General features: G+C 71.0%; 17 protein-coding genes and 2 pseudogenes. 13 read left to right on the forward strand and 6 right to left on the reverse strand.

Going from position 1 to position 23,959, the window contains the following annotated elements; genetic code table 11:
- The first annotated feature begins 98 nt into the window (after window positions 1-98).
- Window positions 99-1,016, forward strand: coding sequence for a signal peptidase I (gene lepB, locus ABD256_RS05635; protein ID WP_344414147.1), 918 nt, complete (start codon window positions 99-101; stop codon window positions 1,014-1,016).
- A 66-nt stretch (window positions 1,017-1,082) separates the two neighbouring features.
- Here lepB and ABD256_RS05640 read toward each other — a convergent pair whose 3' ends face one another.
- Window positions 1,083-1,382 (reverse strand): YciI family protein, encoded by a 300-nt coding sequence (locus ABD256_RS05640; protein WP_344414149.1) that lies wholly within the window; start codon window positions 1,380-1,382, stop codon window positions 1,083-1,085.
- 230 nt (window positions 1,383-1,612) lie between these two features.
- Between ABD256_RS05640 and ABD256_RS05645 the strand changes: the two genes are divergently transcribed.
- A complete protein-coding gene (locus tag ABD256_RS05645; protein WP_344414151.1) occupies window positions 1,613-3,112 on the forward strand; it encodes a glycosyltransferase 87 family protein in 1,500 nt (499 codons plus the stop codon).
- Here ABD256_RS05645 and ABD256_RS05650 read toward each other — a convergent pair.
- Window positions 3,086-5,086 carry a glycoside hydrolase family 31 protein gene (locus ABD256_RS05650; RefSeq protein WP_344414154.1) on the reverse strand — a complete coding sequence of 667 codons (2,001 nt, stop codon included), beginning with the start codon at window positions 5,084-5,086 and terminating at the stop codon, window positions 3,086-3,088. The two genes, ABD256_RS05645 and ABD256_RS05650, sit on opposite strands and share 27 nt — an antisense overlap.
- Before the next feature lie 439 nt (window positions 5,087-5,525).
- On the opposite strand from ABD256_RS05650, the gene ABD256_RS05655 reads away from it, so the two are divergent.
- The 3 genes and pseudogenes from ABD256_RS05655 to recD2 all read left to right on the forward strand — a co-directional run bounded on the left by ABD256_RS05655 (window position 5,526) and on the right by recD2 (window position 9,937).
- The gene (locus ABD256_RS05655) at window positions 5,526-7,100 is read left to right on the forward strand and encodes an alpha/beta hydrolase (protein ID WP_344414155.1); all 1,575 of its coding nucleotides are present in this window, start codon (window positions 5,526-5,528) and stop codon (window positions 7,098-7,100) included.
- Between the two features lie 28 nt (window positions 7,101-7,128).
- A pseudogene (locus ABD256_RS05660) lies at window positions 7,129-7,548 on the forward strand (aconitate hydratase); the annotation flags it as partial.
- Between the two features lie 169 nt (window positions 7,549-7,717).
- Window positions 7,718-9,937, forward strand: a complete 2,220-nt coding sequence (recD2, locus tag ABD256_RS05665; RefSeq protein WP_344414157.1) for an SF1B family DNA helicase RecD2 — start codon at window positions 7,718-7,720, stop codon at window positions 9,935-9,937.
- On the opposite strand, the gene ABD256_RS05670 is transcribed toward recD2, so the two are convergent.
- On the reverse strand, window positions 9,934-11,967 hold the full coding sequence (locus ABD256_RS05670) for an ATP-binding protein (RefSeq protein WP_344414159.1): 2,034 nt from the start codon (window positions 11,965-11,967) through the stop codon (window positions 9,934-9,936). The two genes, recD2 and ABD256_RS05670, sit on opposite strands and share 4 nt — an antisense overlap.
- A 27-nt stretch (window positions 11,968-11,994) precedes the next feature.
- Window positions 11,995-12,273 carry an SRPBCC family protein gene (locus tag ABD256_RS05675; protein WP_344414161.1) on the reverse strand — a complete coding sequence of 93 codons (279 nt, stop codon included), beginning with the start codon at window positions 12,271-12,273 and terminating at the stop codon, window positions 11,995-11,997.
- Between the two features lie 147 nt (window positions 12,274-12,420).
- Here ABD256_RS05675 and ABD256_RS05680 point away from each other — a divergent pair, with 147 nt between their 5' ends.
- From ABD256_RS05680 to ABD256_RS05700, 5 genes are all read left to right on the forward strand, one after another.
- Entirely contained in the window at window positions 12,421-13,302 is an 882-nt protein-coding gene (locus ABD256_RS05680; protein ID WP_344414163.1) for an AAA family ATPase, read from the forward strand.
- Between the two features lie 2 nt (window positions 13,303-13,304).
- Window positions 13,305-14,657 (forward strand): vWA domain-containing protein, encoded by a 1,353-nt coding sequence (locus ABD256_RS05685; protein ID WP_344414165.1) that lies wholly within the window; start codon window positions 13,305-13,307, stop codon window positions 14,655-14,657.
- Between the two features lie 14 nt (window positions 14,658-14,671).
- Window positions 14,672-17,218, forward strand: a complete 2,547-nt coding sequence (locus tag ABD256_RS05690; protein ID WP_344414167.1) for a family 78 glycoside hydrolase catalytic domain — start codon at window positions 14,672-14,674, stop codon at window positions 17,216-17,218.
- 91 nt (window positions 17,219-17,309) lie between these two features.
- Window positions 17,310-18,065 (forward strand): DUF427 domain-containing protein, encoded by a 756-nt coding sequence (locus tag ABD256_RS05695; RefSeq protein ID WP_344414169.1) that lies wholly within the window; start codon window positions 17,310-17,312, stop codon window positions 18,063-18,065.
- Between the two features lie 20 nt (window positions 18,066-18,085).
- Complete coding sequence (locus tag ABD256_RS05700) at window positions 18,086-18,796, forward strand: MBL fold metallo-hydrolase (RefSeq protein WP_344414171.1); 711 nt, start codon at window positions 18,086-18,088, stop codon at window positions 18,794-18,796.
- A gap of 122 nt (window positions 18,797-18,918) precedes the next feature.
- Here the strand turns inward: ABD256_RS05700 and ABD256_RS05705 are convergent, their stop codons facing one another.
- On the reverse strand, window positions 18,919-20,061 hold the full coding sequence (locus ABD256_RS05705) for a glycerate kinase (protein ID WP_344414173.1): 1,143 nt from the start codon (window positions 20,059-20,061) through the stop codon (window positions 18,919-18,921).
- Window positions 20,062-20,230: 169 nt separating this feature from the next.
- On the opposite strand from ABD256_RS05705, the gene ABD256_RS05710 reads away from it, so the two are divergent.
- The 3 genes from ABD256_RS05710 to ABD256_RS05720 all read left to right on the forward strand — a co-directional run bounded on the left by ABD256_RS05710 (window position 20,231) and on the right by ABD256_RS05720 (window position 22,444).
- Window positions 20,231-20,950 carry an SDR family oxidoreductase gene (locus tag ABD256_RS05710; protein WP_344414175.1) on the forward strand — a complete coding sequence of 240 codons (720 nt, stop codon included), beginning with the start codon at window positions 20,231-20,233 and terminating at the stop codon, window positions 20,948-20,950.
- Window positions 20,951-20,984: 34 nt separating this feature from the next.
- A complete protein-coding gene (locus tag ABD256_RS05715; RefSeq protein WP_344414177.1) occupies window positions 20,985-21,923 on the forward strand; it encodes an NBR1-Ig-like domain-containing protein in 939 nt (312 codons plus the stop codon).
- 92 nt (window positions 21,924-22,015) lie between these two features.
- Window positions 22,016-22,444: a cold-shock protein gene (locus ABD256_RS05720; protein WP_344414179.1), complete on the forward strand. Its 429-nt coding sequence runs from the start codon at window positions 22,016-22,018 to the stop codon at window positions 22,442-22,444.
- A gap of 56 nt (window positions 22,445-22,500) precedes the next feature.
- On the opposite strand, the pseudogene ABD256_RS05725 reads toward ABD256_RS05720, so the two are convergent.
- Window positions 22,501-23,331 (reverse strand): annotated as a pseudogene (locus tag ABD256_RS05725) (glycoside hydrolase family 16 protein); the annotation flags it as partial.
- Window positions 23,332-23,959: the final 628 nt, after the last annotated feature.

Genomic DNA, 23,959 nt, shown 5'->3' on the forward strand with positions numbered 1-23,959 from the left:
GGGCGAACGGGGACGAGCCCGGCGCCCGTGGCGAACTTTCACTCGACGGGCCGGTGTCGGGCCGGAGGCACCGAACCCGATTCCCGTAGCCTGGCCGGGTGGTCGAACCCCTCTCCCAGCACGCGTCCCAGGACGAACCCGAACCCGACGAGCAGGCACGGCCGCGCTCGGGCAGGCGCCGCAAGGCCAAGAAGCAGCGCTCGTTCTGGGTCGAGCTGCCCATCCTGATCGTGATCGCGCTCGTGCTGGCGTTCGTGTTCCAGCAGTTCTTCGCGAAGGTCTACACCATCCCGTCCGGGTCGATGGAGAGCACGCTGCACGGCTGCACCGGCTGCTACGGCGACAAGATCCTGGTCGACAAGATCGTCTACGACTTCACCGAGCCGACACCGGGTGAGGTGGTCGTGTTCAAGGGGCCGCAGCCGTGGCTGAAGAACGACATGCTGCCGGAGCCCTCTTCCAACGCGTTCGTCCGCTTCCTGCACACCGTGGGGTCGGCGTTCGGGCTCGCACCCCCGGACGAGCGCGACTTCGTCAAGCGCGTGATCGCGACCGCTGGCCAGACGGTGCAGTGCTGCGACGCGAAGAACCGCGTGGTGGTGGACGGCAAGGCGCTCGACGAGCCGTACCTGCACTGGGAATCGCCGTCCAAGCAGTACCAGCAGGACTTCCCGCCGCGCACGGTGCCGCCGAACTCCTTGTTCGTGCTCGGGGACAACCGGAACAATTCGTGCGATTCGCGGTGCCAGGGCGACAAGATGCTCGGCGGCATGGTGCCGGTGGACAACGTGATCGGGAAGGCGCGGATCATCGTGCTGCCGCCGGGAAGGTGGGGCGGGGTCAGCGATCACGATCCGCAGGCGAACGCGCAGCCGACGGCGGTGGCGGCGGGGCTGAGCGCGCCGTCGTGGCAGCAGGGCATCCCGATCGGGTTCGGCGCGCTCGCGGCCTGGCCGGTGCTGGCAGGCGGGCGCAAGCTCGTTTCCGGGGTGCGCAAAGCAGGCAAGAAGCGGTGATTTCACGGCGGCCCGGCGTGCGCTCGCCTCGATGCGGGGGTCGCGCCGGGCTCGTCGGTGTCCGTGTCAGGAGGCGATCGCCTCGTTGATCCCGAGCAGGTCGTTCGCGGTCCTGGTCGGCGAGAACTCGACGAGTTCGTAGCGCGCCAGGTGCCGGAGCACGAGCGGGTCCGTGGCCAGTATCGCGCGCAGTTTCGCCTGGTCGAGCGGGCGGACGAGAATGACCCTCCCGGAATCCGTCGTGCATTTTCCGGCGGCCACGAAAATTCCCCTTTCGAATTGCCGTCGCAGCCAGACCATGTGTTCTGCCAGTGAGTAGTCGACTTCGATCTCCGGTTCGAGGTATTTCTGCATGGCTATGTACATACTGTGATTCTAGACCTCGTGCGCTGGCCGGGGAGTGCTCTTTTCCAGTGGCGCTGGACACGAGTGCAAAGTCAAAGCCAAGCGAATTCGCGAAACCTTTACTGCTCCTTTTTCGACCGATGGTGGAATTGAGGAACTCCGGGTGTCGCCGCGCCGGAGGAGGGGCCAGGACACGCGGCGGCGCGCTCGGCCGCCGGGGGTGGCGTGCTCGGCAGGGCAAAGGGGAAGTCGTGCGCCGAAGTCCGCACTCGGATGGGCCGGTTCGTGCGGGGCCCGCCGCGAGGATCTCGCCTGCCGCCACCGCGACACCGGGGCGGACGCCCGGCCAGTTCGTCGCCGGGTGCCGCTCCGAGTGGCTGGGCTCGCCGGCCGGGCGGCGGATCGCCGCTCCGCCGCCGGTCTCGCCGATCCGGGCGGGCGGAGCCAGGCCGTTACCCGCGGTGCAGCCGGGCCGGCCCCCGGTGTTGGATGATCCGGTGCACCGATATCGCGCCGTCGCCGTGTTCCTCGTGCTGGAGATCGCCGTCCTCGGTGCGGTCCTGCTGCTGCGCGGGTTCCCCGGCATGGATCTGGAGGTCTACCTCGGCGGGGCGCGCGCGCTCGCCGAGCACGGCGACCCGTACCTCGGCAAGGTCCTCACCTCGCAGGGGGTGAACCTGCCGTTCACCTACACCCCGTTCGCCGCGGCGGTGTTCCTGCTCGGCACCGTCACGCCGTTGAAGCTCACCCTGATGGCGATGAGCGTCGCGTCGATCGCCGGGCTCGGGATCGTGGTGTACCTGCTGCAAGTCGCCGACGGCAGGCGCCGTCGCACTTCGGCCGTGGTCGCGCTCGTCGTCCAGCTCGGCGCGGCGCTCATCGAACCGGTGCTGGCCACCCTCAACTACGGCCAGGTCAACGTCTTCCTGATGCTCGCGGTCGTCGCCGACGTGCTCGTGCCGTGGCGCCGGTGGCCGCGCGGGGTGCTGGTGGGGCTCGCCGCCGCGGTCAAGCTGACCCCGCTGGTGTTCTGCCTGTTCTTCTTGCTGCGCAAGGACTTTCGCTCGCTCGCGCGGACGCTGGGCACCTTCGCCGGGGTCGGGCTGGTGATGTGGCTGGTGGCGCCTGCCGCGTCCGCGAAGTACTGGCTGCACCTGATGTCGGACACCACGCGCATGGGGGACCTGTGGTTCGTCGGCAACCAGTCGCTGCGGGGGATGCTCGCGCGTGCCGGGATGGGCCTGACCACCTCGACGACGGTCGTGTGGGCGGCGCTGGCGGTGTGCGCGCTGGTGCTCGCCGCCGGGGCGATCACCGCGGCGCTGCGCGCGGGACGGGTCCCGCTGGCGCTGGTGAGCTGCGCGCAGCTGGGGTTACTGGTTTCGCCGGTGTCGTGGACGCACCACTGGGTGTGGTGCGCGCCCGCGGTGGTCCTGCTCGTGTGGTCGGCGCGCACCCGCTGGGCCGCCGACCCGTTCGCGGCGAAGGTGCTGGCGGCGGTGTCCGCGCTCGCCGCGGTCCTGTTCCTCACCGGGCTGCCGTGGCTGATGCCGTTCCCCGCCGGTTCGGCGCTCTCGTGGCTCGGCGCGGAAAGCTACGCGCTGATCGGCGCGCTCCTGCTGGCCACTGCGTGGTGGGCGTCGGCGCGGGAAACCACGAAGGCGGGTGGAATCCGCGACGAGCCGCCCGGTGGCGGGGAGCGGCTCGTCGCGGGGACTGGTGAGCTAGCGGGAAAGGTCGGCGATCAGTGACGCGGAGCCGGGCGCGCCGATCCTGACGAACATCGGGGTGGTGCCCAGCGGCGCCGGGTACCCGTGCAGCGTCCCGCCGCCGAGCACGAGCCGCTTCGCGCCCGGGTCCCACCACAGCCCGGCGGGCAGCACCACGTCGCGGCTGGTGCCCTCGGTGATCTTCGGCGCGGCGAGCAGCGCCGGCCCGAGCATCCACTCGTCGTCGATCGTGTCGAAGCGGTGGTCGCCGGGGAAGTCGAAGAACACCGGCCGCATGATCGGGCTGCCGTCCGCGACCGCCTGCCGTACCTGGGTTTTCAGGTAGCCGGCCAGCTTCGCGTGCGTGCGCACGGCGTCGGCGTAGTGCTTGGCGGTTTCCGCCGGGTAGGTCACCGGCTTGCCGGTGGTGGTGTCGACCGTGCTCACCGGTGAGGTGGAGGAGTACATCAGCGGCATCAGCGAGGCCGCCTGCGCCCAGCGCACCAGCACCTCCGGTGACGGCGGCGGGTTGCTGTTCGAACCCCCGATCATGTCGGTCTCGACGAACGGGTAGCCGTTGCCGGAGATGGCCATCGAACGGCGCAGCGACGTGCGCAGCCCGCCCCAGCTCGCGTCCGCGTCCACGGCCCTGATCACGAACCCGTAGCGCTGGTTCCCCCAGTGCGTGCGGATCCCGGCGCCCTGCTGGTCGAACCCGTCGGCCATGTCCGCGCCGAGCTTCTGGTAGTCGCGCGGGGTGAGCCCGTTCGAAGTGGCGCAGCTGTCGTCGAAGAAGCGGGTGTCGAACTTGAACCCGTCCACGCCGTACTTCGACATCAGCCCGCGCAGGTTGCCGGTGTACCAGTTCCGCGCCGCTTCGTTGGCGAGGTCGATGATGCCCGCGGTGCCGTTCCACCACTTGACGGTGCACGGCTTCGCCGGATCGCCCTTGGCGCGCACCAGGTACCCGTGGTCGCGGGCGTAGGCGTAGTTCGCCGAGTCGAGGTTGATCCAGAACGTGGTCCACAGCCCGAACCTCTGGCCCGTGCCGTGGATACTGTCCACCATGGACTTCGGGTCGGGGAAGGTCTTCGCGTCGAAGGTCAGGTTGCCGTAGTTCGACTCCCACTTGTCGTCGAGCTGGATGGTGTGCCCGGTGACCTTCGCGGCCTTGAGGTCACCGGCCCACTTCAGCACCTTGTCCTGGTCGATGTCGCGGTAGTACTGCGCCCAGGAGTTCCACAGTGGACTGGCGAACTCGGCGTCGGTGGCGTCGCTCTTCTCCGGTTTCCCGACCTCGCCGACGTAGTCGTCGTACACCGCGCGGCGGCTGCTCTCGACGAACACCGTGCTCGAGTACTCGCCTGCCTTGGTGACGGTGAGGTCGGCGCGCCCGCCGCCGAGTGCGACCTTCATCGGCTGGTCGGTGCGGACGTACACGCCGATCGACTTCGAGGTGTAGAAGTACGGCTCCTGCATCATGTAGCTGGCGGGGGAGAACTCCGGCTCGTCGACGGCGCCCGCCGACAACGGGTAGGGCTGCTGCTTTCCCTCGCTCGTCTCGCCGCCGCCGTACCACTGGCCGGAGGCGGCGAGGTCGAAGTGCGTCGCCCGGTCTCCTTCGGGTTCACCGTCGACCGACCAGCGCAGGTCGAACCGGTCGGCCTTCGGGGTCAGCCGCAGCGTGACGGTCCTCCCGGTGGTGCTGCCCGCCACGGCGACGAGGGTGCCGTTCTGCTTCGTGACCGAGCGGACCCCGGTGGCCACGCCGCCGCCGAAGGTGAACGCGTCCGGCGCGGTGCGCAGGAGCGGGTCGCCGCCGCGGGACGCGGTCACACCGAGGCGGCCGGTGTCGATGCGCAGCTGGTACCCGGGTGCGCCGAAGGTGCGGGGAACCGAGAACGTCACGGATCCCGGCGCCCGGGTGAGCCCGTCTTCCACTGCCTCGGCGGGCGTGACGGCGCTCGCGAGCACGAGGCTCGCGGTCGCACCGCACAGCAGGGGACGCCAGCGCATGGATGCCTCCAGGTGCGTGAATATGCACGTTACAGCGACTAATCAGTCATGAGTAAGCAGAACGCTTCAGACCCCGCGTTGTCAAGGCCCGGCCCCTCGCGGCGTGCGGCGTGCCGGTGCCGAGGTCACCTTCGGAGCATGCGCGCCCCGCCGCGAAAGTCCACTGTGGAGGCGGGGCGGTGGCGGGCGCGGCGCTGCCCCGCGGCGGGGTGAATCGGCCGGACGGCCCAATTCGAATGGTGCGCTTCCCCGCGAATCGTGAGCCGGAAACCGGGGAACGGCGCCGGAACACCGCGAACACCATGGTCCGTTACGGTACTTCCGAAGCCGTTTTCCCCGGTGTCAGGCCAAAGTGTTGCGCTGAACGGGCGAGCCGGGCGGCGAAGCGCGCATTTCGCGGATAGCCTGCGGTCGGCCACCTGATCCGAGATGACCACCCGTGGGGGAGCTCATGCAGAAGTTCCGCGCGGCCGCACTGGCCGTGGCGCTGGGAACGGCGCTGGGGATGGCGCTGGGGGCGGCCGTCGTGGCACCGGCGGGCGCGACCCCGAAACCGTCGCTGTCCTTCGATGCCTGCCCCGGTGACCTCGCCACGCCGTACCCGGCGATGACCTGCGCCAGCGTGCAGGTCCCGCTGGACTACGCCGCGCCGGGCAAGGGCCAGGCCACGCTGCTGATCTCGAAGGTGCCCGCGCGGGATCCGGCGAAGCGGCGCGGCGCGCTCTTCGTCAACCCCGGCGGCCCCGGCGCGGGTGCCGCGTCCTATGTCGGGAAGCTGACCAAACCGGACGGCAAGGGGGTCACCCGGCTGCCGCCGAGCGTGCTCGACTCCTACGACATCATCGGCATGGACCCGCGCGGCGTCGGGCACAGCTCGCCGTTCGGCTGCGTCGACCCCGGCTACTTCGGTGGCCCGCAACCGGATCCCGACGCCGCGGCGGGCCGCGAGCGGCTGTGGCAGACGTGGGCGAAGTTCGCCGCCGGGTGCCAGGCGAAGGCGGGCGCGGTGCTGCCCCACCTCGGCACGGTGAACGTCGCGAAGGACATGGACCTGATCCGCGACCGGATGGGCGAGCGCAAGCTCAGCTACCTCGGCTTCTCCTACGGGACCTACCTCGGCGCGGTGTACGGCGAGCTGTTCGGGCCGAAGGCCGACCGGATGATCCTCGACGGCAACGTCAACCCGGTGCCGGAAGACCTGTGGTACCAGGCGGCGCTGGCGCAGCCGCCCGCCGTGCAGAAGCGCGTGACCGACTGGCTCGCCTGGGTCGCGAAGTACGACCCGGTGTTCCACCTCGGCACCAGCGCCGCCGAGACCACGAAGGCGTGGAACGCCGCGCTGGAGGAGTTCCGCGCACACCCGCACGGTGCCGTCGGCGCGAACGAACTTCTGGGCCTGACGTTCAACGTGATGTTCGCGGAGGTCGGCTGGGAAGCACTCGGCCGCGCGCTGAGCGACTACACGGTCAAGCACGACGACAGCGCGCTCGTCGGAATGGCTTCGCCGGACACCGGCGCGGGCGCGGTGCAGACGACCTCGGCGTTCCAGTCGGTGATCTGCGCGGACGCCGCGTGGCCTGCCGACCGCGCCGTCTACGAACGGGACACCGCCGCGGTCGCGAAGGGCTCGCAGTTCGCCTGGTACAACACTTTCGCCAGTGGCGCGGCGTGCGCGAACTGGCCGGCCCCGCACGGCACGCGGGTGCCGATCACCGGGAAGGCCCTGCCGAAGATCCTGATGTTCAACTCCGTCGGCGACCCGTCGACGCCGTACGCGGGCGCGGTCAAGATGCACAACGCGCTGCCCGGTTCCGTGCTGGTGACCGAGCGCGACTCGGGCAAGCACTGCGTGTTCGCCAACCCGATCGGGTACGCCAACGAGCGCGCGCAGCAGCTCGGCGCCGCCTACCTGACCACCGGCCAGCTCCCGCCTTCGGACACCACGATCGGCGGGCATCCGGTGCCGGGACCGTCCGGGGCGACGGCGGCGAGCCTCGACCGTTCGCCCGCGTGACACCGGAAGGGTGATCGCGGATTGAGCGCCTCCCCGGCCGGGGACCAGGGAGGACTCGGTGCGGCTGTGCTCCGCGGAAACCGCGGCCGCCTCGGCGTTGACCGGCGTGCTGACCGACCCGCGTGACTTCGCCGCCGACGCGGGGCTCGCGTATCCGGTGCTCGCCTTGCCCGCCGAGGCCACCGTCAACACCAGGACGCTGATGCCGCCGCTGCCGCCCGAGCGTGCCCGCGACGAGGAACTGGTGAAGGGGCCCGGCATCTCCTCCCCGCCGGACTTCCCGGAGCTGCCCGGCCGGACCGAGGCACCGGTGCTGTTCAAGCTCGGTGACAACGTGTCCACCGACGAGATCGCGCCCGCGAGGGCGCTGCCGTTCCGGTCGAACGTGCCGAAGCTCGCCGATTTCACCTTCACCCCGGTCGACGGGGACTACCCGCCGACCACGAGCGCATCGGATCCGGCGACACGCTCGTGCTCGAGGACCCGCGGGACCTCGGCTCCCATGCGGAGATCACCGTCCGCGACACCACGAAGGCTCCGCCCTGCACGCGGTGAGCACCCGAGGACGGCCGCCCTCATGACGGCACCGCGACCCGGCGTGGGGCAAGATGGCCGTCGTGACGGAGCCGGTTCGGGGAGCGCTGCTGGAGGCGACGCTCGAGCGGATCACCTTCGCCAACGAGGAAACCGGCTACACGGTCGCGCGCGTCGACACCGGCCGCGGCGGTGACCTGGTGACGGTGGTCGGCTCGCTGCTCGGCGCGCAACCGGGCGAGGCGTTGAAAATGCGCGGGCGCTGGGGCTCGCATCCGCAGTACGGCAAGCAGTTCCACGTCGAGGACTACACCACCGTGCTGCCAGCGACGGTGCAGGGCGTTCGCCGCTACCTCGGGTCCGGGCTGATCAAGGGCATCGGGCCCAAGCTCGCGGAACGGATCGTGGACTTCTTCGGGGTCGACGCGCTCGAAGTCATCGAGCAGACCCCCGGCAGGCTCATCGAGGTGCCGAACCTCGGGCCCAAGCGCACCAAGCTGATCGCCGCGGCGTGGGAGGAGCAGAAGGCCATCAAGGAGGTGATGGTCTTCCTGCAGGGGGTCGGCGTGTCCACCTCGCTCGCCGTGCGGATCTACAAGCAGTACGCCGACACCGCGATCGAGGTCGTGCGCACCGAGCCGTACCGGCTCGCCGGTGACGTGTGGGGCATCGGGTTCAAGACCGCCGACACCATCGCCAAGGCGGTCGGCATCCCGCACGACAGTCTACAGCGGATCAAGGCCGGCCTGCAGTTCACGCTGTCCGAGGCGACCGGCAACGGGCACTGCTTCCTGCCGGACACCGAGCTCATCGCCGAGGCGATCAAGATCCTCGCGGTCGACGCCGGGCTGGTGATCGACTGCCTCGCCGAACTCGTCGGCGAGGAGGGCGTCGTCGCCGACCGGATCCCCGGCGGCGACGGCGAGGACGTGCGCGCGATCTACCTGGTTCCCTTCCACCGCGCCGAAATCGCGCTCGCCGGCCAGCTCACCCGCCTGCTGCGCACCTCGGCGGACCGGATGCCCGCGTTCGCCGATGTCGACTGGACGAAGGCGCTCGCCTGGCTCGCGAAGACCACCGGCGCCGAGCTGGCGCCCGAACAAGAGGCCGCGGTCAAGCTCGCGCTGACCGAACGCGTGTCCGTGCTGACCGGCGGTCCCGGCTGCGGCAAGAGCTTCACGGTCCGGTCCATTGTGGAGCTGGCGCGTGCCAAACGGGCGAAGGTGGTGCTCGCCGCGCCGACCGGGCGTGCCGCGAAGCGGCTCACCGAGCTGACCGGGCACGAGGCGGCGACCGTGCACCGGCTGCTGGAGCTCAAACCGGGCGGGGACGCCGCCTACGACAAGGACCGGCCGCTCGAAGCGGATCTCGTGGTGGTCGACGAAGCGTCCATGTTGGACCTGTTGCTGGCGAACAAGCTCGCGAAGGCGATCGCGCCGGGTACGCACGTGCTGCTCGTCGGCGACGTGGACCAGCTTCCCTCGGTCGGCGCGGGCGAGGTGCTGCGCGACCTGCTCGCGGCGGGGACGCCGATCCCGCACGTGCGGCTGAACCGGATCTTCCGGCAGGCCAGCGAATCCGGCGTGGTGACGAACGCGCACCGGATCAACGCCGGTGACTACCCACAGGTCAAGGGGCTCGACGACTTCTTCCTGTTCAGCGTCGACGATTCCGAGGAAGCCGCGAAGATGACGGTCGACGTGGTGGCGCGGCGGATCCCGGCGAAGTTCGGCCTGAACCCGCGCCGCGACGTGCAGGTGCTGGCGCCGATGCACCGGGGTGCCGCGGGGGCCGGTGCGCTCAACCTCGGGCTGCAGGAAGCGCTGACGCCGTCGCGCGACGGCGTGCCGGAACGCCGGTTCGGCGGGCGGGTTTTCCGTCCTGGCGACAAGGTCACGCAGCTGCGCAACAACTACGACAAGGGTGCGAACGGGGTGTTCAACGGCACCCAGGGCGTGGTGGTGGACGTGCGGCTGGAAGAGCAGAAGCTGGTCGTGCGCACGGACGACGACGAGGACGTCGACTACGACTTCGCGGAACTCGACGAGCTGACGCACGCCTACGCGGTGAGCATCCACCGTTCGCAGGGCAGCGAATACCCGTGCGTGGTGATTCCGCTCACCACGAGCGCGTGGATGATGCTGCAGCGCAATCTGCTCTACACCGCCGTCACGCGCGCGAAGCGGCTCGTCGTGCTCGTCGGCTCGAAGAAGGCGATCGGGCAGGCGGTCCGGACGGTCGGCGCCGGGCGCAGGCACACGGCGTTGGACTTCCGGTTGAAGGCTCCGGCCGGCTCGCGTTAGGCGCGGTTCCAGAGCGCGTCGCAGAGCTGCTGCACACCGGTGCGGAGGTGGCGCCGGTAGGTGCCGTACGGAAGGCCGAGCCGGGCCGCCGCCGCTTCCTGCGTGGTGCGGCGGTCGAAGTAGGTGGCCCGCACGACGCGCTGGTGCTTGACGTATCGAGGGTCCTCGCGCAGGGCGGCGGCGGTCACAGCGGCGCGCAGGGCATCCCCGTCGCCGTAGGTCCTGGTCAGCGGGTTCGCGGCGATCGCGCCGTCGTCGTGCCAGTCCAGCAGTGCCTGCTTGACCGCCTCGTCGAACGCTGGCCGGGCCAGCGCCGGTGGCGTGCCGGAGCCATGGCCGGGGGAGTTCGTCCAGCCGAACGCGACGCTGATCCGTTCGAGCCACTGCGTCAGCGGGATCCCCCGCCAGTCGTGCACGACGACACCCCACCGCTGGTCCCCGAGCTCCGGCACCGCGCGGAGCAGCTTGTAATCGAACAACTCGAGCCCGGGGGCGAGGACGTCGATGTAGGCGGCCACCACGAAACTGGCGACGAGACCGCCCTGTTCCCGCAGGTTCGCGGAGGTGATGTGCGCGGTGTGCAGGTTCACCCCGGTCGCTTCGAACAGGCGGGTGTCGTCGGGCGGTGCCGGCACCATGAACCGGGCGATTCCGACGTACTGGCCGGGGGCCATCCCTCCGGTGCGGTCGAGGTGCTCGCGCACGGGGGCCAGCGCGGGGTCGCGCTCCCAGTCGTCGAAGTCGGGGCCGAGGCGCAGCCCGGCGAAGAAGGCCACCGGGGCCAGGTCGTTCGCGCGGCAGTAGACGGAGAACGCCCCGGGTTGCCGGTCGAGCCAGTGGGCCACCAGCCGCGCACCGCGCTCGCCCTGGTCCTCCCGCGCCAGGCGCAGTACGTCCTCGCGCAGGTCCGGCGTGTAGTGCCGTTCGAACAGGTTCTCGGTCGATGGGGGTTCGAACGGGTTGCTGAGGTCGTGCGCGCCGTAGCGGTAGAGGTAGAGGCGCTCGGTGGCCACCGCCGTGACGGTGTCCTCCGAGGCGGTTTTCACCCGCTCGCTCAGGTGCCGCCACAGGCGCACGTGCAACTCGGCGTAGGCGGTGGGATCACGCCAGCGGAACGAGGTGTCGAGCGCCTCGCGGACCTGTTCGTGCGCGACCAGGCCGTGCTTTCCCGGCTCCACGTAAGGCAACGCGGCGAGCCAGTCGAACACGGCGAGCGCGTCCCGCTCGGCCAAGCCGGTCCGCAGCAGGTCGATCGTGACGTGCCGGACGTGGCCGCCGACGCGCAGCCCGTATTCGTGTGCCGCCGAGGGCACCCGGTCGATCATCCGCGTCAACAGGGTCTCGATGACATCCGGGCTCGGTTCCCACGCGGTGTCGTCCGCCGACGGGGCCTCGGCGGCGAGGCACAGTGCCAGCGGATGCCCGGCCGCGAACCGGTTCACCGCCGGGTGCAGCGCACCGGGCACCCCTCGGTCGCCGAGGAGCACGCTGGCTTCGAGCGGGTTCAACGGTGGCAGGGCGATGGCCAGCGCGACACGGCGCCAGCCGGGATCGAGCGTCCAGTGCGGTTCGGGACGGCGCCGTCCCGCCACCACGACGACGGTGTCGTCCGGCACGGTGGACAGGAAGTGCTCTCGCAGCCAGGTTTCCAGTACCTGGCAGTGTTCGAACCCGTCGATGAGCAGTACCGGCCGTGTGCCGGTCCACACCGGTGCCGCCGCTTCGGCGAATTCGGTGGCGGAGGCGGCGACGTACTCGCCGTGCACCCACACCACGGTGTGGCCGAGGTCCTCGGCGTCGTCGGCCAGCCGCCGCAGCAGTGCCGACTTCCCGATCCCGCCCGGACCGTGCAGCAGCAGCACCCGCGGATCGTTGTGCCCGCCCCGCAGCGCTGAAGCGAACGCGCGACGCTCACTGGCCCTGCCGACGAAACCCTGGCGGCGGAGCTGCCGCACCCGCTCGGCCATCGACCGGGGACGGCCGCCGCCGAACCGGTTCGGCACCTCGCCCGCGGGCGTGGTCTCACCCATGGCCGCGATCCTCTCGGAAGAGCGCCCTCAGCGCGACGCGGGCCGTTCCACCGTGCGCGCCAGTATCCCGAGCGTGGCGCGCGGCGCGGCCTCCGGGATGACCGGGAAGATGTCCTTGTCGCGGTAGCGCTGCTCGATCTCGCTCCAGTCGTAGTAGGACGTCACCAGCGTGCCCCGCTCGCTCGGTTCGAGCCGGTAGCCGTAGCGGTGCCTGATCGGCGGCTGGACGGTGCCGGAGATAGTCCACTCGATCTCCCGGTCCGGCTCGAACCGCGTGATGATCACGGTCACGTCGTACTCGCCCATGGGCACTGCAGCATCCCGGAGCTGTCGATCGCGACGTGCCCGGCGGGATCAGTCTGGCACGCCCCCTGTGACCGGAGTCGCACGGCGGGAGGACACGGCCATCCCGCACAATCGGAGTCGGATGACAACTCTTCGGGAGGACGGCTCGTGACGCAGACCGGGTTCTTCACGTCGGTGGACGACGTGACGGCGAGCCTGGCGGAGGTGGGCTACCTCGCCTCCACCGCGGTCGCCACCACCGTCTACCTCGCCGACCGTCTCGGCAAGCCGCTGCTGGTCGAGGGCCCGGCGGGCGTCGGCAAGACCGAGCTGGCGAACGCGGTCGCGAAGGTCCGCGACGCACGGCTCGTCCGGTTGCAGTGCTACGAGGGCATCGACGAGGCCCGCGCGCTGTACGAGTGGAACCACGCCAAGCAGCTCCTGCGGATCACCGCGGGCCGCGACGAGGGCTGGGACGCGGCGCGGACGGACATCTTCGGCGAGGAGTTCCTGCTCCGGCGCCCGCTGCTCACCGCGATCTCCGGTGACGAGCCGACGGTGCTGCTCGTCGACGAGACCGACAAGGCCGACGTCGAGATCGAAGGGCTGCTGCTCGAGGTGCTCGGCGACTTCCAGGTCACCGTGCCCGAACTGGGCACCATCACCGCGAGCAGGCGCCCGTTCGTGGTGCTGACCTCCAACGCGACGCGCGAGCTGTCCGAGGCGCTGCGCCGCCGGTGCCTGTTCCTGCACATCGACTTCCCCGACGCCGAGCTGGAGCGCCGGATCGTGCTCAGCAGGGTGCCGGAGCTTGCCGCGACCCTGGCCGCCGCGCTGGTCAGGGTCATCGGCGAGCTGCGGGCGATGGACCTGCGCAAGGCGCCGTCGGTCGCGGAGACCATCGACTGGGCTCGCACGCTGCTCGCGCTCGGCGCGGACACGCTCGACGAAACCGTGGTGCGCGACAGCCTCGGGGTGATCCTCAAGCACCAGGACGACATGACGAAGGCGGCCGACCGGCTGGAGCTCGACCGCGTCCTCGGCGGCTGAGGATGGGCGATCTCCCGGATCGGCTGGTCGAGTTCGTCCGCGCGCTGCGCGAGCACGGCGTCCAGGCAGGCCCCAGCGAGACCGTCGACGCGGCGGCCGCGCTCGAGGTGCTCGGCCTCGACGACCGCGAGCGGATGCGGGAAGGGCTCGCCGCGGCGCTCATCCGGCGCGGCGGGCAGCGCGCGGTGTTCGACGCGACCTTCGACCTGTTCTTCCCGCTCGGCGCCGGCATCCCGGAAAGCGCGCGGGAACGCGAATTCGATCTCGCGGCGCTGCGCGAGGAACTGGCTTCGGCACTGGTCTCCGGCGACGAAGCCGCCATGGCGCGGCTCGCCGGTGTCGCGGTGGACCTGCTCGGCGGCCACGGGCAGGCGGCGGGCGGTGGCGGGTTCTCCGCGCACCAGGCACTCGACCGGCTCCAGCCGCAGACGCTGATTTCGCGCGTGCTGGCCGCGCTGCGGACCGGCGAGCCGGAGTTCGCCGACCGCTTCCGGCGCGAGGAGGTGCGGCGGCGGGTGGAGTCGTTCCGCGGCCACGTCCGCACCGAGGCGCGCCGCCGCACGGCCGAGGTGCGCGGGCGCGACCGCGTCGCGAAGCACGCCATCGCCCCGCCGTCGGACCGCGTCGACTTCCTGATCGCGAGCCGGGCCCAGCTCGCCGAGCTGCGGCGGACCGTCCAGCCGCTGTCCCGCAAGCTCGCCGCCCGCCTCGCCGCGCGCCGCCGCCGTGCCAACCGCGGCCGGATCGACCTGCGGCGCACGCTCCGCCGCTCGCTCGGCACCGGCGGCGTGCCGCTGCGCCCCGCCTACCGCGTGCGGCGGCCGGGCAGGCCGGAACTGGTGCTGCTGTGCGATCTTTCCGGGTCCGTCGCCGGGTTCGCGAACTTCACCATGCTGCTCGTGCAGGCACTGGCCGAGGAGTTCTCGCGCGTGCGCGTGTTCGCCTTCGTCGACACCGTCGACGAAGTCACGCACCTGGTGACCGGGGGAGAAGGCGACCCCGCCGCACTCGGCGAGCGGATCGCCGCCGGGGCCGAGCTGTCCACTTGGGATGGTCACAGCGACTACCGGCACGCGCTCGGCGGGTTCACCGAACGCTATCTCGACGCCGTCGGGCCGAAGACGTCGGTGCTCATCCTCGGCGACGCCCGCACCAACGGCGGCGACCCGAACCTCGCTGCCGTACGGGAGATCCGCGCGCGGGCCCGCCGCACCTACTGGCTCAACCCCGAACGCGAAGCGCTCTGGTCCACCGGCGACTCGGCCGCGCACGCCTACGCCGCCGTCGTCGAGATGCACGAATGCCGCACCGCGCGCCAGCTCGCCGACCTCGTCGCCAAGATCCTGCCGACCTGAAAGGGGCACCGGGCATGCTCGTCGCCACGACCACCGTCGAGTACGCGCCCACGCTGCTGGGCACCGATGTCGAAGACCCGTGGCTCTCCTGGACGCTCACCGCGCCGGGACACCGCGCGCGGCAGACGGCGTACCAGGTCACCGTCGGCAGCGAGCCGGGAGCTGCGGACGTGTGGGACTCCGGGCGCGTCGAATCGGACCGGGCCGTCGGCATCGCCTACGCCGGACCCGTCGCGCCGCGCACCCGCTACTTCTGGCGGGTCCGGGTGTGGGACGGCGACGGCGCGGTGTCGCCGTGGAGCGGGACCTCGTGGTGGGAGACCGGGCTTCTCGGCGGGGACTTCGGCGCGAGGTGGATCGGCGGGCCGGATTCGGCCTTGCTGCGCAAGGGCTTCTCGGCATCCGACGCCGTGCGGGCCAGGCTGTACGTCTCGGGTCTCGCCTACTACCACGTCGAGATCAACGGCGAGAAGGTCGGCGACCAGGTGCTCGATCCCGGGTTCACCGCGTACGACCGGACCGTGCTGTACGCCGTGCACGACGTCACGGCGATGCTGCGCGCGGGGGAGAACGCGATCGGGGCGATGCTGGGCCGCGGGTTCTACGCGATGACGGTGCCGAACGCGTGGGACTGGGACCGCGCGCGCTGGCACGACGAGCCGAAACTGCTGGCGCGCCTGGAGATCGAGCACGCCGACGGCACCAGGACCGTGGTCGGCACCGACGAGACCTGGACCGCCGCCGACGGCCCGATCCGCTCGGATTCCCTGTACGCCGGGGAAACCTTCGATGCCCGGCTCGTCCCGGACGGATGGAGCGGCCCCGGTTTCGACGACAGCGCCTGGGAAAACGCCCTCCTCCGCGAAGCGCCCGCGGGAGTCCTCCGGGCGCAGCAGCACGAGCCGATCAAGGTGGTCGAGGACGTCGAACCGGTGTCGCTGACCGAAATCGGCGGCTCCGTGGTCGCCGACCTGGGCCGCACGATGGCGGGCTGGACCCGGCTCACCGTGACCGCGCCCGCGGGCACCGTCGTGACCCTGAAGCACGGCGAGAAGCTGAACGCCGACGGCAGCGTCGAAGTGGAGAACCGGTTCGTCTCGGGCACCAGGAAGCAGACGGACGAGTACGTCTGCGCGGGCACCGGCCGGGAGACCTGGGAACCGCGGTTCACCTACCACGGCTTCCGGTACGTGCAGATCAGCGGCGCGAAACCGGATCGCGTCACCGGCAGGGTGGTGCGCGGCGCGGTCCGCGAGCACAGTACGTTCCGCTGTTCGGAGCCGTTGTTCGAGACCTTCGACGTGGCGATGCGGCGCACGCTGGCGAACAACCTGCACGGCATCCCCACCGACACCCCGCTGTACGAGAAGAACGGCTGGACCGGTGACGCCCAGCTCGGCGCGCCGGTCATGGCGCACGCCTTCGCGCTCCCGCGGTTCTTCGCCAAGTGGATCGACGATCTCGCCGACAGCCAGGACGAGGCGGGGCGGCTGCCGGTGATCGTGCCGAGCGGCGGCTGGGGGTTCGACGAGCTGGCCCCCGCCCCGGAGTGGACGACCGTGTTCCCGTACCTGCTGCGGGAGTTCCACCGCTGGTACGGCGACGACCGCCCCGCGCGGCGGCACTGGGGCGCGCTCGTGCGCTATCTCGACTGGGAGCTGGCGCGCCTGTCCGGCGGCCTCGCGACGACGGAACTGGGCGACTACCTCCCGCCGGGCTACCCGCAGGGCATCCCGCCGGAGGACACCCGGCTCACCGCGTCCGCGTACCTGCACCGCGGGCTGGTGCTGGCCGCCGAACTCGGCGATCTGCTCGGCCACGACGTCGAGCGGTACCGATCGGCGGCCGCGGCGGTGAAGGACGCGCTCAACGCCGAATTCCTCGATTTCGTCGAGGGCCACTACCGGACCGCGACGGATCCCGAATACCGGCAGGCCTCGAACGCGATCCCGCTCGCCTTCGGGCTGGTCCCCGACGACGCGGTGCCGTCCGTCGTCGAAAGCCTCGTCGCGGACATCCGGGCGCGGGGCGAGCACCTGAACACCGGCGCGCTCGGCACCAGCGTGCTGCTTCCGGTGCTCACCGCGCACGGCCACGCGGACCTCGCGCACGCGGTCGCGACCCAGCGGGAGTACCCGAGCTGGGGGTACTGGTTCGAGCTCGGGGCCGACACGATGTGGGAGCGCTGGGACGCCGGCGCGCGCTCGCGCGACCACTACTTCCAGGGCACCGTCACCGGCTGGCTGTACGAAAACGTGGTGGGACTTCGGCCCGTCGACGACGGGTACGCGCGCTTCCTCGTCCGGCCGGACGCGCTGGCGGGGCTGGATCGCGCGGAGACCGCGGTGGACACCGTGCGCGGGCGGATCTCGGTCGCGTGGTCGCGCACGGGCCGGCGGTTCCGGCTGGCCGTCGAGGTACCGGTCGGGGCGGTCGCCGAGGTGCACGTGCCGGGACGCGGCGCGGTCGTGGAGGGTCCCGCCGAGCAGGTGCGCGAGGGTGTTTTCGAGGCAGCGCACGGCCGGTACGTGTTTTCCTCCGACGGGCTTGAAACGATTTAGCCTATCCTGGGCGGTGGCGAGGCGGCCGCCGTCCGCCTCGCCTCCCTCGTTCGCCGGAAATACGGCGGTGCGGCTCGGGGTTGGACCGGGCATGAGCACCCGAGAACGCGGCAGGGTCCGCGTGGAGCACGGCGCCAAGCGCGTCCGTGCCGTACTGGGCGGCCAGGTCGTCGCCGACACGACCGCGCCGCTGCTGGTGTGGGAGTTCCCGTACTACCCCGCGTACTACGTGCCGCGCGCCGATGTTGCCGACGGCGTGCTGGTCGCCACCGATCGGACGAAGCGGTCTCCGAGCAGGGGAGAGGGCCGGGTCTGGACGGTGCGGGCAGGCGGGCGCGAAGCCGTGAACGCGGCGCTCGACTACCCGGACTCGCCGATCGACGAGCTGCGCGAGCACGTCCGGTTCGACTGGGCGACGATGGACGCCTGGTTCGAGGAGGACGAAGAGGTCTTCGTGCACCCGCGAAGCCCGTACACGCGCGTCGACATCCTCGCGTCGTCCCGGCACGTGCGCGTCGAACTCGACGGCGTCACGGTCGCCGAATCCGAGAAGCCGATGCTGCTGTTCGAAACCGGCCTGCCGACGAGGTACTACCTGCCGAAGACCGATATCAGGATGGACCTCGTGGAGCCGAGCGACACGGTGACCCAATGCCCGTACAAGGGCGACGCCCAGTACTGGACGTTCCGCACCGGCGACACCGTGCACACCGACATCGCCTGGTACTACCGCTATCCGGCCCCGGAAAGCCAGAAGATCGCCGGTCGCGTCGCCTTCCTGGACGAGCGCGCGGACGTGTTCGTCGACGGCGTCCGCCAGGAGCGGCCGAAGACGCACTTCGGCTGACCCGCCCGTAGGGTGGGCGCATGTCCGATCGCCTGTACTTCCGGCAGCTGCTCTCCGGCCGCGACTACGCCGTGGGGGACCCGGTCGCCACCCAGATGGTGAACTTCGCCTACCTGATCGGCGACCGGGAAACCCGCGAAACGGTCCTCGTCGACCCCGCCTACGCCGTCGGCGACCTGCTCGACGTCATCGAGGCCGACGGCATGCGGCTCACCGGCGTGCTCGCCACCCACCACCACCCCGATCACGTCGGCGGCGAGATGATGGGGTTCTCGCTGCCGGGCATCGCGGACCTGCTCGGCAAGGCCCAGGTCCCGATCCACGTCAACGGCGACGAGACCGAATGGGTCCGCAGGGTGACCGGGGTGTCGGGCACCGATCTCGTCCCGCACGACCACGACGACCTCCTCGAGGTGGGCGCGATCGGCATCCGCCTGCTGCACACGCCCGGCCACACCCCCGGCAGCCAGTGCTTCCTCGTCGACGGCAACCTCGTCGCCGGGGACACGCTGTTCCTCGACGGCTGCGGGCGCACCGACTTCCCCGGCGGCGACCCCGACGCCATGTACCGCAGCCTGCAGTGGCTCGCCGGGCTCGACGGCGATCCCGTCGTCTACCCGGGTCACCAGTACTCCGCCTCCCCGTCGGCCGCGCTGTCCTCGGTGAAGGAGAACAACTTCGTCTACCGGCCGAGTTCGCTCGAAGAGTGGAAGGCGATGTTCGGCGGCTAGCTCCCTTCGCCGTGGGCCGCGCGCGATGTGGTCTGCGTGGCGGTGACGATGCTGCCGGGTCTTTCGGCTCGCGTCGCGGTGTCTCGGGCAAGCCCTGAAGGACGAGAGCACCTGCGCTGCGGCTAAAGCCAGTCTTCGCCGACCCGCACCGCGAGTTCTTCGAGCACCTCGGCGGTGGCCGACATGCAGCGCGCCACGTCCGGTTCGACGTCCGTCAGAGCGTAGGCCGCGGAGAAACCGTTCTCCTGCAACGTTTCCAGCGGCAGCGCGGACCGCCCCGCGACCGCCACCACCGGGATTCCGGCGGCCGCGGCGGCCGCGGCGATCCCGGCCGGCCCCTTGCCGTGCAGCGTCTGCTCGTCGAGCGAGCCCTCGCCGGTGATCACCAGATCGGCGCCGGGCAACAGCTCGGCGAACCGGGTCAGCCCCATCACCACGTCGATCCCCGGCCGGAACCGCGCGCCGAGCAGCGCCAGCGCGGCGAACCCGGTGCCACCGGCCGCACCCGCGCCCGGCGCGTCCGCGAACCGTGCTCCCAGCACGGATTCCACGATGCGGGACCAGTGGCGCATCGCGTCGTCGAGCAGGCTCACCTGGCCTTCGTCGGCACCCTTCTGCGGCCCGTAGACCGCCGCCGCGCCGTGCGGGCCGAGCAGCGGGTTGTCGACGTCGCTCGCGATCACGAACTCCGCCTCGCGCACGCGCGGATCGAATCCGCCGAGGTCGAGCCGCGCCAGCGACAGCAGCGCCGCACCACCGGGCGCCAGCTCGGCTCCGTCCGCGTCGAGCAGCCTGGCGCCGAGCGCGCGCACGACACCGGCGCCGCCATCGGTGCCCGCGCTGCCGCCGACCCCGAGCACGATCCGGCGGCAGCCGTCGTCGAGCGCGGCCTTGATCAGCTCGCCGACGCCGATCGTGTTCGCCGTCAACGGTTCCAGCTCACCACCGGGGAGCAGGCTCAGCCCCGACACCGAGGCGAGTTCGACGACCGCCATGCGCTCGTCGCGGGCGAACCCGGTCTCCACCGGCTTGCCCGTCGGCCCGGTCGCGGTGACCGGCACGAAGCGGTACCCGGCCGCCACCGCCGCCGCGACGGTGCCGTCCCCGCCATCGGCGATCGGGCACTCCGCGATCTCGAGCCACTGGCGGACGCCGCCTTCGCGGGTCCGCCGCAGCCCCGCCGCGACCGCGGCGGCGACCCCGTCCGCGGGCAGCGTCCCCTTGAACTTGTCCGGCGCGATGACCACACGAACGTGCGAAGGCATCGTGATCCTCTCCGCGCCGTCGCGGCGCCGGTCGGTGTCTTCCCAGGCAGGTCCCCAGGCAGGTCCCCAGGCAGTTCCCCAGGCACAGTACTGGCGGGACCGGGATTGTCGTACCCCGCTGATAGAACGGTCCTCGGCTCGGAGCAGCGCGGACAAGGGGGAGCAGGACATGCGGATAGACGGCGCAGCCACGATGGTGACCGGGGCGAACCGGGGGCTCGGCAAGGCCTTCGCGGACGAACTGGCCGCCCGTGGCGCGGCCACGGTGTACGCGGCCGCTCGCGACCCGGCATCGGTCACCGGCCACACCCCGGTGGAGCTGGACATCGCGGACGAGGCATCGGTCGAGGCGGCGGCGCGGCGCTGCGGCGACGTGGCACTGCTGATCAACAACGCCGGGATCGCCGGTACCGCGCCGCTGATCGGCGAGCCGTCGATGGCACGGGCGCGCGAACTGATGGACACCAACTACTTCGGCACGCTCGCGATGTGCCGCGCGTTCGCCCCGGTGCTCGCGCGCAACGGCGGCGGCGCGCTGGTGAACATGCTGTCCGTGGTGTCGTTCTTCTCGGTGCCCGCGATGGGCGCCTTCTGCACCACGAAGGCGGCCTTGTGGTCGCTCACCAACGGCGTCCGGGTGGAACTGCGCGCGCAGGGCACCCAGGTGGTGGGTGTGCACGCGTCGTTCATCGACACCAGGCTCGCCACCGGGTTCACCGGCCGGAAGCACGCGCCGTCCGATATCGCCGCGCAGGTGCTCGACGCCGTCGAGGCAGGCGAGGAAGAGGTGCTGGCGGACGAGCGGACGAAGCAGATGAAGGCCGCCGTTCCCCGGGATCTCGAGCTCATCTACCCCGAGGTGCGGCGCCAGTGGGAGGCGGGGGCATGAGAGGTGAGCCCGGTACGGCCGTGCTACACAAAGCGTGACTCGTGGCAGCGCGGAGGTGCAGGTGGACGGGGTGCCGTCGAACGGCAAGCGCGGACGGCGCGCGGTGCGGCCGGACCCGGCCGACGGGCCCGTCGCCGAGTTCGCGCACCGGTTGTGGGAGCTGAAGGACGCCGCGGGCGATCCTTCGTATGACCGGATGCGCGACGAGCTGGGTGCGGCCGCGTCACGATCGGCGCTGTCCGCCGCGGCCAGGGGCCGTGAGCTCCCGTCGTGGGAGACCACCTGGGAGTTCGTCCGCTGCCTCGCCGTGAGCAGGCTCGGCGACAACGAGGCCGTGGTCCGCGCCGACTGGCAGGCCAGGTGGTCGGCGGCGAGGGAGGCGGCCGCACAGGCACCCGGGCCGGGCCTGGTGCCCGCCCCGGCGCCGGAGTCCGTGCCCGCGGTCGAGCCCGCGGTCGAGTCCGCCACGACGGCCGGCCGGGCGATGCTCGACCGGCGGCGCCTGGTCACGGTCGTGGTCGTGGTGGTCGTCGTGCTCATCGTCGCCGCGGGCGTGGCGTTCTTCGCCTTCGACGGCAAGGAGCAGCAGGCGGCGCCACCGCCTGCCGACCCGTATCCGGTTCCCGGTGACGCCTCGGAGTTCGTGCGGGACGTCAGCATCCCGGACGGCAGCGGTGTCCGGCGCGGGCAGCAGTTCGTGAAGGTGTGGGAGCTGCGCAACACCGGCTCGGTGCGCTGGGTGGACCGGTACCTCCAGCGCGTCGGCGGCAGCGAGACCACCGCCGACTGCCGGACCCCCGCGCGGGTGCCGGTGCCCACCACCGAACCGGGGCACACCGTGCAGGTCGCGGTCCCGGTCGACCCGCAGGGCGACGGGATCTGCAAGGTGTACTGGAAGATGGTCGACACCGCGGGCAAGCAGGTGCTCCCCGCCGCGCGCGGGGTCTACTTCCTGGTGACCGTCACCGCCTGAGTGCGCCGTGTTGTGCGCCGCTGGGGCCGGTTGTACCGTGTCGGCCAGCGCCCGGGGTGGGCGCGCTGCTGGTTTCGAGGACGGGGCGGTTCGTGGTCACCGGAAAAGTCGTTCGGTTCGACGAGGTTCGCGGGTACGGGTTCGTGGCGCCGGAGGGCGGCGGCGAAGACGTCTTCATGCACGTCAACGATCTCGAGGTGGACAAGCGCCTGATCGCGCCGGGCGCGATCGTCGAGTTCGCCGTCGAGGACGGGGACCGCGGGCTCAAGGCCTCCGGGGTGACGCTGGTCGAAGGCCCGCCCGCTCGTCCCGTCGGTGCCGCCGCACCGCCGCGCACGGAGCACCGCTCGGAGTTCGACGACGGCCTGTGCGACGTGCTGTCGATCCCCGAGTTCACCGCCGAGCTGACCGAAGCGCTGCTCACCGCCGCGCCGACGCTCACCGGCGCGCAGATCGTCCAGGTGCGGCAGCGCCTGGTGTCGTTCGCGCGCGGGCACGGCTGGATCGACTCCGCCAACTGACTCCCGAACCGTGCCGGGTGCCCCTCCGACGGCACCCGGCACGGTCGTGCTCAGCCCGTCACGTGCACGTAGTCGACGACGAGCTGCTGGGGGAACTGCGTGCTGCCGTCCGGGTCGCCGGGCCAGTACCCGCCGACGGCGAGGTTGAGGATGAGGAAGAACGGGTGGTCGAACACCCACTTCTTGCCGCTCAGGTCGTTCGGCGTGCGGGTCTGGTAGGTGTTGCCGTCCACCGACCACGTGATCTTGTCCGGGGCCCAGTCGACGGCGTAGGTGTGGAAGTCGTCGGAGAAGTTGGGGCCGTTGTAGCCGGCTCCGATGCCGCCTTCGCCGGAGTAGCCGGGGCCGTGGATGGTGCCGTGCACGGTGTTCGGCTCGAAGCCGACGTTCTCCATGATGTCGATTTCGCCGTCGGCGGGCCAGTTCCCGCCGCCGAGCATCCAGAACGCGGGCCACATGCCCTGCCCGCGCGGCAGCTTCATGCGGGCCTCGTAGTGCCCGTAGTTCGAGCTGAACTTCCCGGAGGTGTTGAGCCGCGCGGAGGTGTATTCGCAGCGGCCGTACCAGCAGTTGTAGTTGCCGGGGTTCTCCTTCTTCGCGGTGATCACCAGGTGGCCCTGGCCGTCGAGCGCGGCGTTGCCCGCGCCCGAGGTGTAGTACTGGCGCTCGTGGTTGTTGACGTTGTCGCCGGTTTCCTGCTGCCACTTCGAACCGTCGACACCGCTGCCCGCCGGCCCGTCGAAGTCGTCGGTGAAGGTGGCCATCGGCGCCGCCGGCGCTTGGGCAGTGGCGGTCGCCGAGGGGGCGCCGGTGAACGCGAGGCCCGCCGCGGCGGCCGCGACCAGTGCGGCGGCGCTGCGAACTCCTCGGGTGCGTGCGGTCGACATCGTTGTCACCTCTCACGTGTGGTCGACCGGCACACGAGGTGCCGGCCGGGTGGGGACCGTCTTCGTTTGTTGCGACCAACAACAAACGAAGTATGCGATTTACCCACCGTGTCGGCTACCTCCATCCGGGGGAACCGTATTGGTCCGGACGACTCGTGCTCGCCGTTCGTGGCGAGAGGGGTGGCCTTCGCGCCTGCGGGTGCGGGCAGGGCGTGGAGACCGCCGGTGGCCCGTTCTGTCCGCCACGACCGCCGGGAAGCCTCGTGAACAGGCATTTCGCAGTTAAGGGACCCCCCTGTTTCGGCCCGTTTCCGGCCGTGTAATGTTCTCTTCGTCGCCAGGGAAACCCGGCGGCCACCGGGAACACGAACCAAGCTCCCGCCTCAGGCGGTAGAGTGGGTGGGCCCGAACGGTGCGGAACAAGTACCCCCACTGAATCTCCGGATTCGACGTCGGGTAAGGTCTGCTCCGAACACAAGACGAAGAAATAATGCACGGGATGCGGCTGCGCTGGTCGCGAACCATTCCGGGCGTGTTGCTTGAGAACTCAACAGTGTGCTAGTGAACTAAGCCAGTAGAGCTTATGTATTAGAACCTCGTATGAGGTTCCTTTGAGATACTGTTCTTA

Origin of the sequence: Amycolatopsis minnesotensis, from assembly GCF_039529815.1 — a bacterium.
Taxonomy (GTDB): Bacteria; Actinomycetota; Actinomycetes; order Mycobacteriales; family Pseudonocardiaceae; genus Amycolatopsis; species Amycolatopsis minnesotensis.

What these genes read in the sequence shown, in the direction of transcription:
- ABD256_RS05640 (WP_344414149.1), bottom strand. Translation starts at nt 1,382, where the DNA reads ATGTACATAGCCATGCAGAAATACCTCGAACCGGAGATCGAAGTCGAC.
- ABD256_RS05650 (WP_344414154.1), bottom strand. Translation starts at nt 5,086, where the DNA reads ATGCGCTGGCGTCCCCTGCTGTGCGGTGCGACCGCGAGCCTCGTGCTC.
- ABD256_RS05670 (WP_344414159.1), bottom strand. Translation starts at nt 11,967, where the DNA reads ATGGGTGAGACCACGCCCGCGGGCGAGGTGCCGAACCGGTTCGGCGGC.
- ABD256_RS05675 (WP_344414161.1), bottom strand. Translation starts at nt 12,273, where the DNA reads ATGGGCGAGTACGACGTGACCGTGATCATCACGCGGTTCGAGCCGGAC.
- ABD256_RS05685 (WP_344414165.1), top strand. Translation starts at nt 13,305, where the DNA reads ATGGGCGATCTCCCGGATCGGCTGGTCGAGTTCGTCCGCGCGCTGCGC.
- ABD256_RS05690 (WP_344414167.1), top strand. Translation starts at nt 14,672, where the DNA reads ATGCTCGTCGCCACGACCACCGTCGAGTACGCGCCCACGCTGCTGGGC.
- ABD256_RS05695 (WP_344414169.1), top strand. Translation starts at nt 17,310, where the DNA reads ATGAGCACCCGAGAACGCGGCAGGGTCCGCGTGGAGCACGGCGCCAAG.
- ABD256_RS05700 (WP_344414171.1), top strand. Translation starts at nt 18,086, where the DNA reads ATGTCCGATCGCCTGTACTTCCGGCAGCTGCTCTCCGGCCGCGACTAC.
- ABD256_RS05705 (WP_344414173.1), bottom strand. Translation starts at nt 20,061, where the DNA reads ATGCCTTCGCACGTTCGTGTGGTCATCGCGCCGGACAAGTTCAAGGGG.
- ABD256_RS05710 (WP_344414175.1), top strand. Translation starts at nt 20,231, where the DNA reads ATGCGGATAGACGGCGCAGCCACGATGGTGACCGGGGCGAACCGGGGG.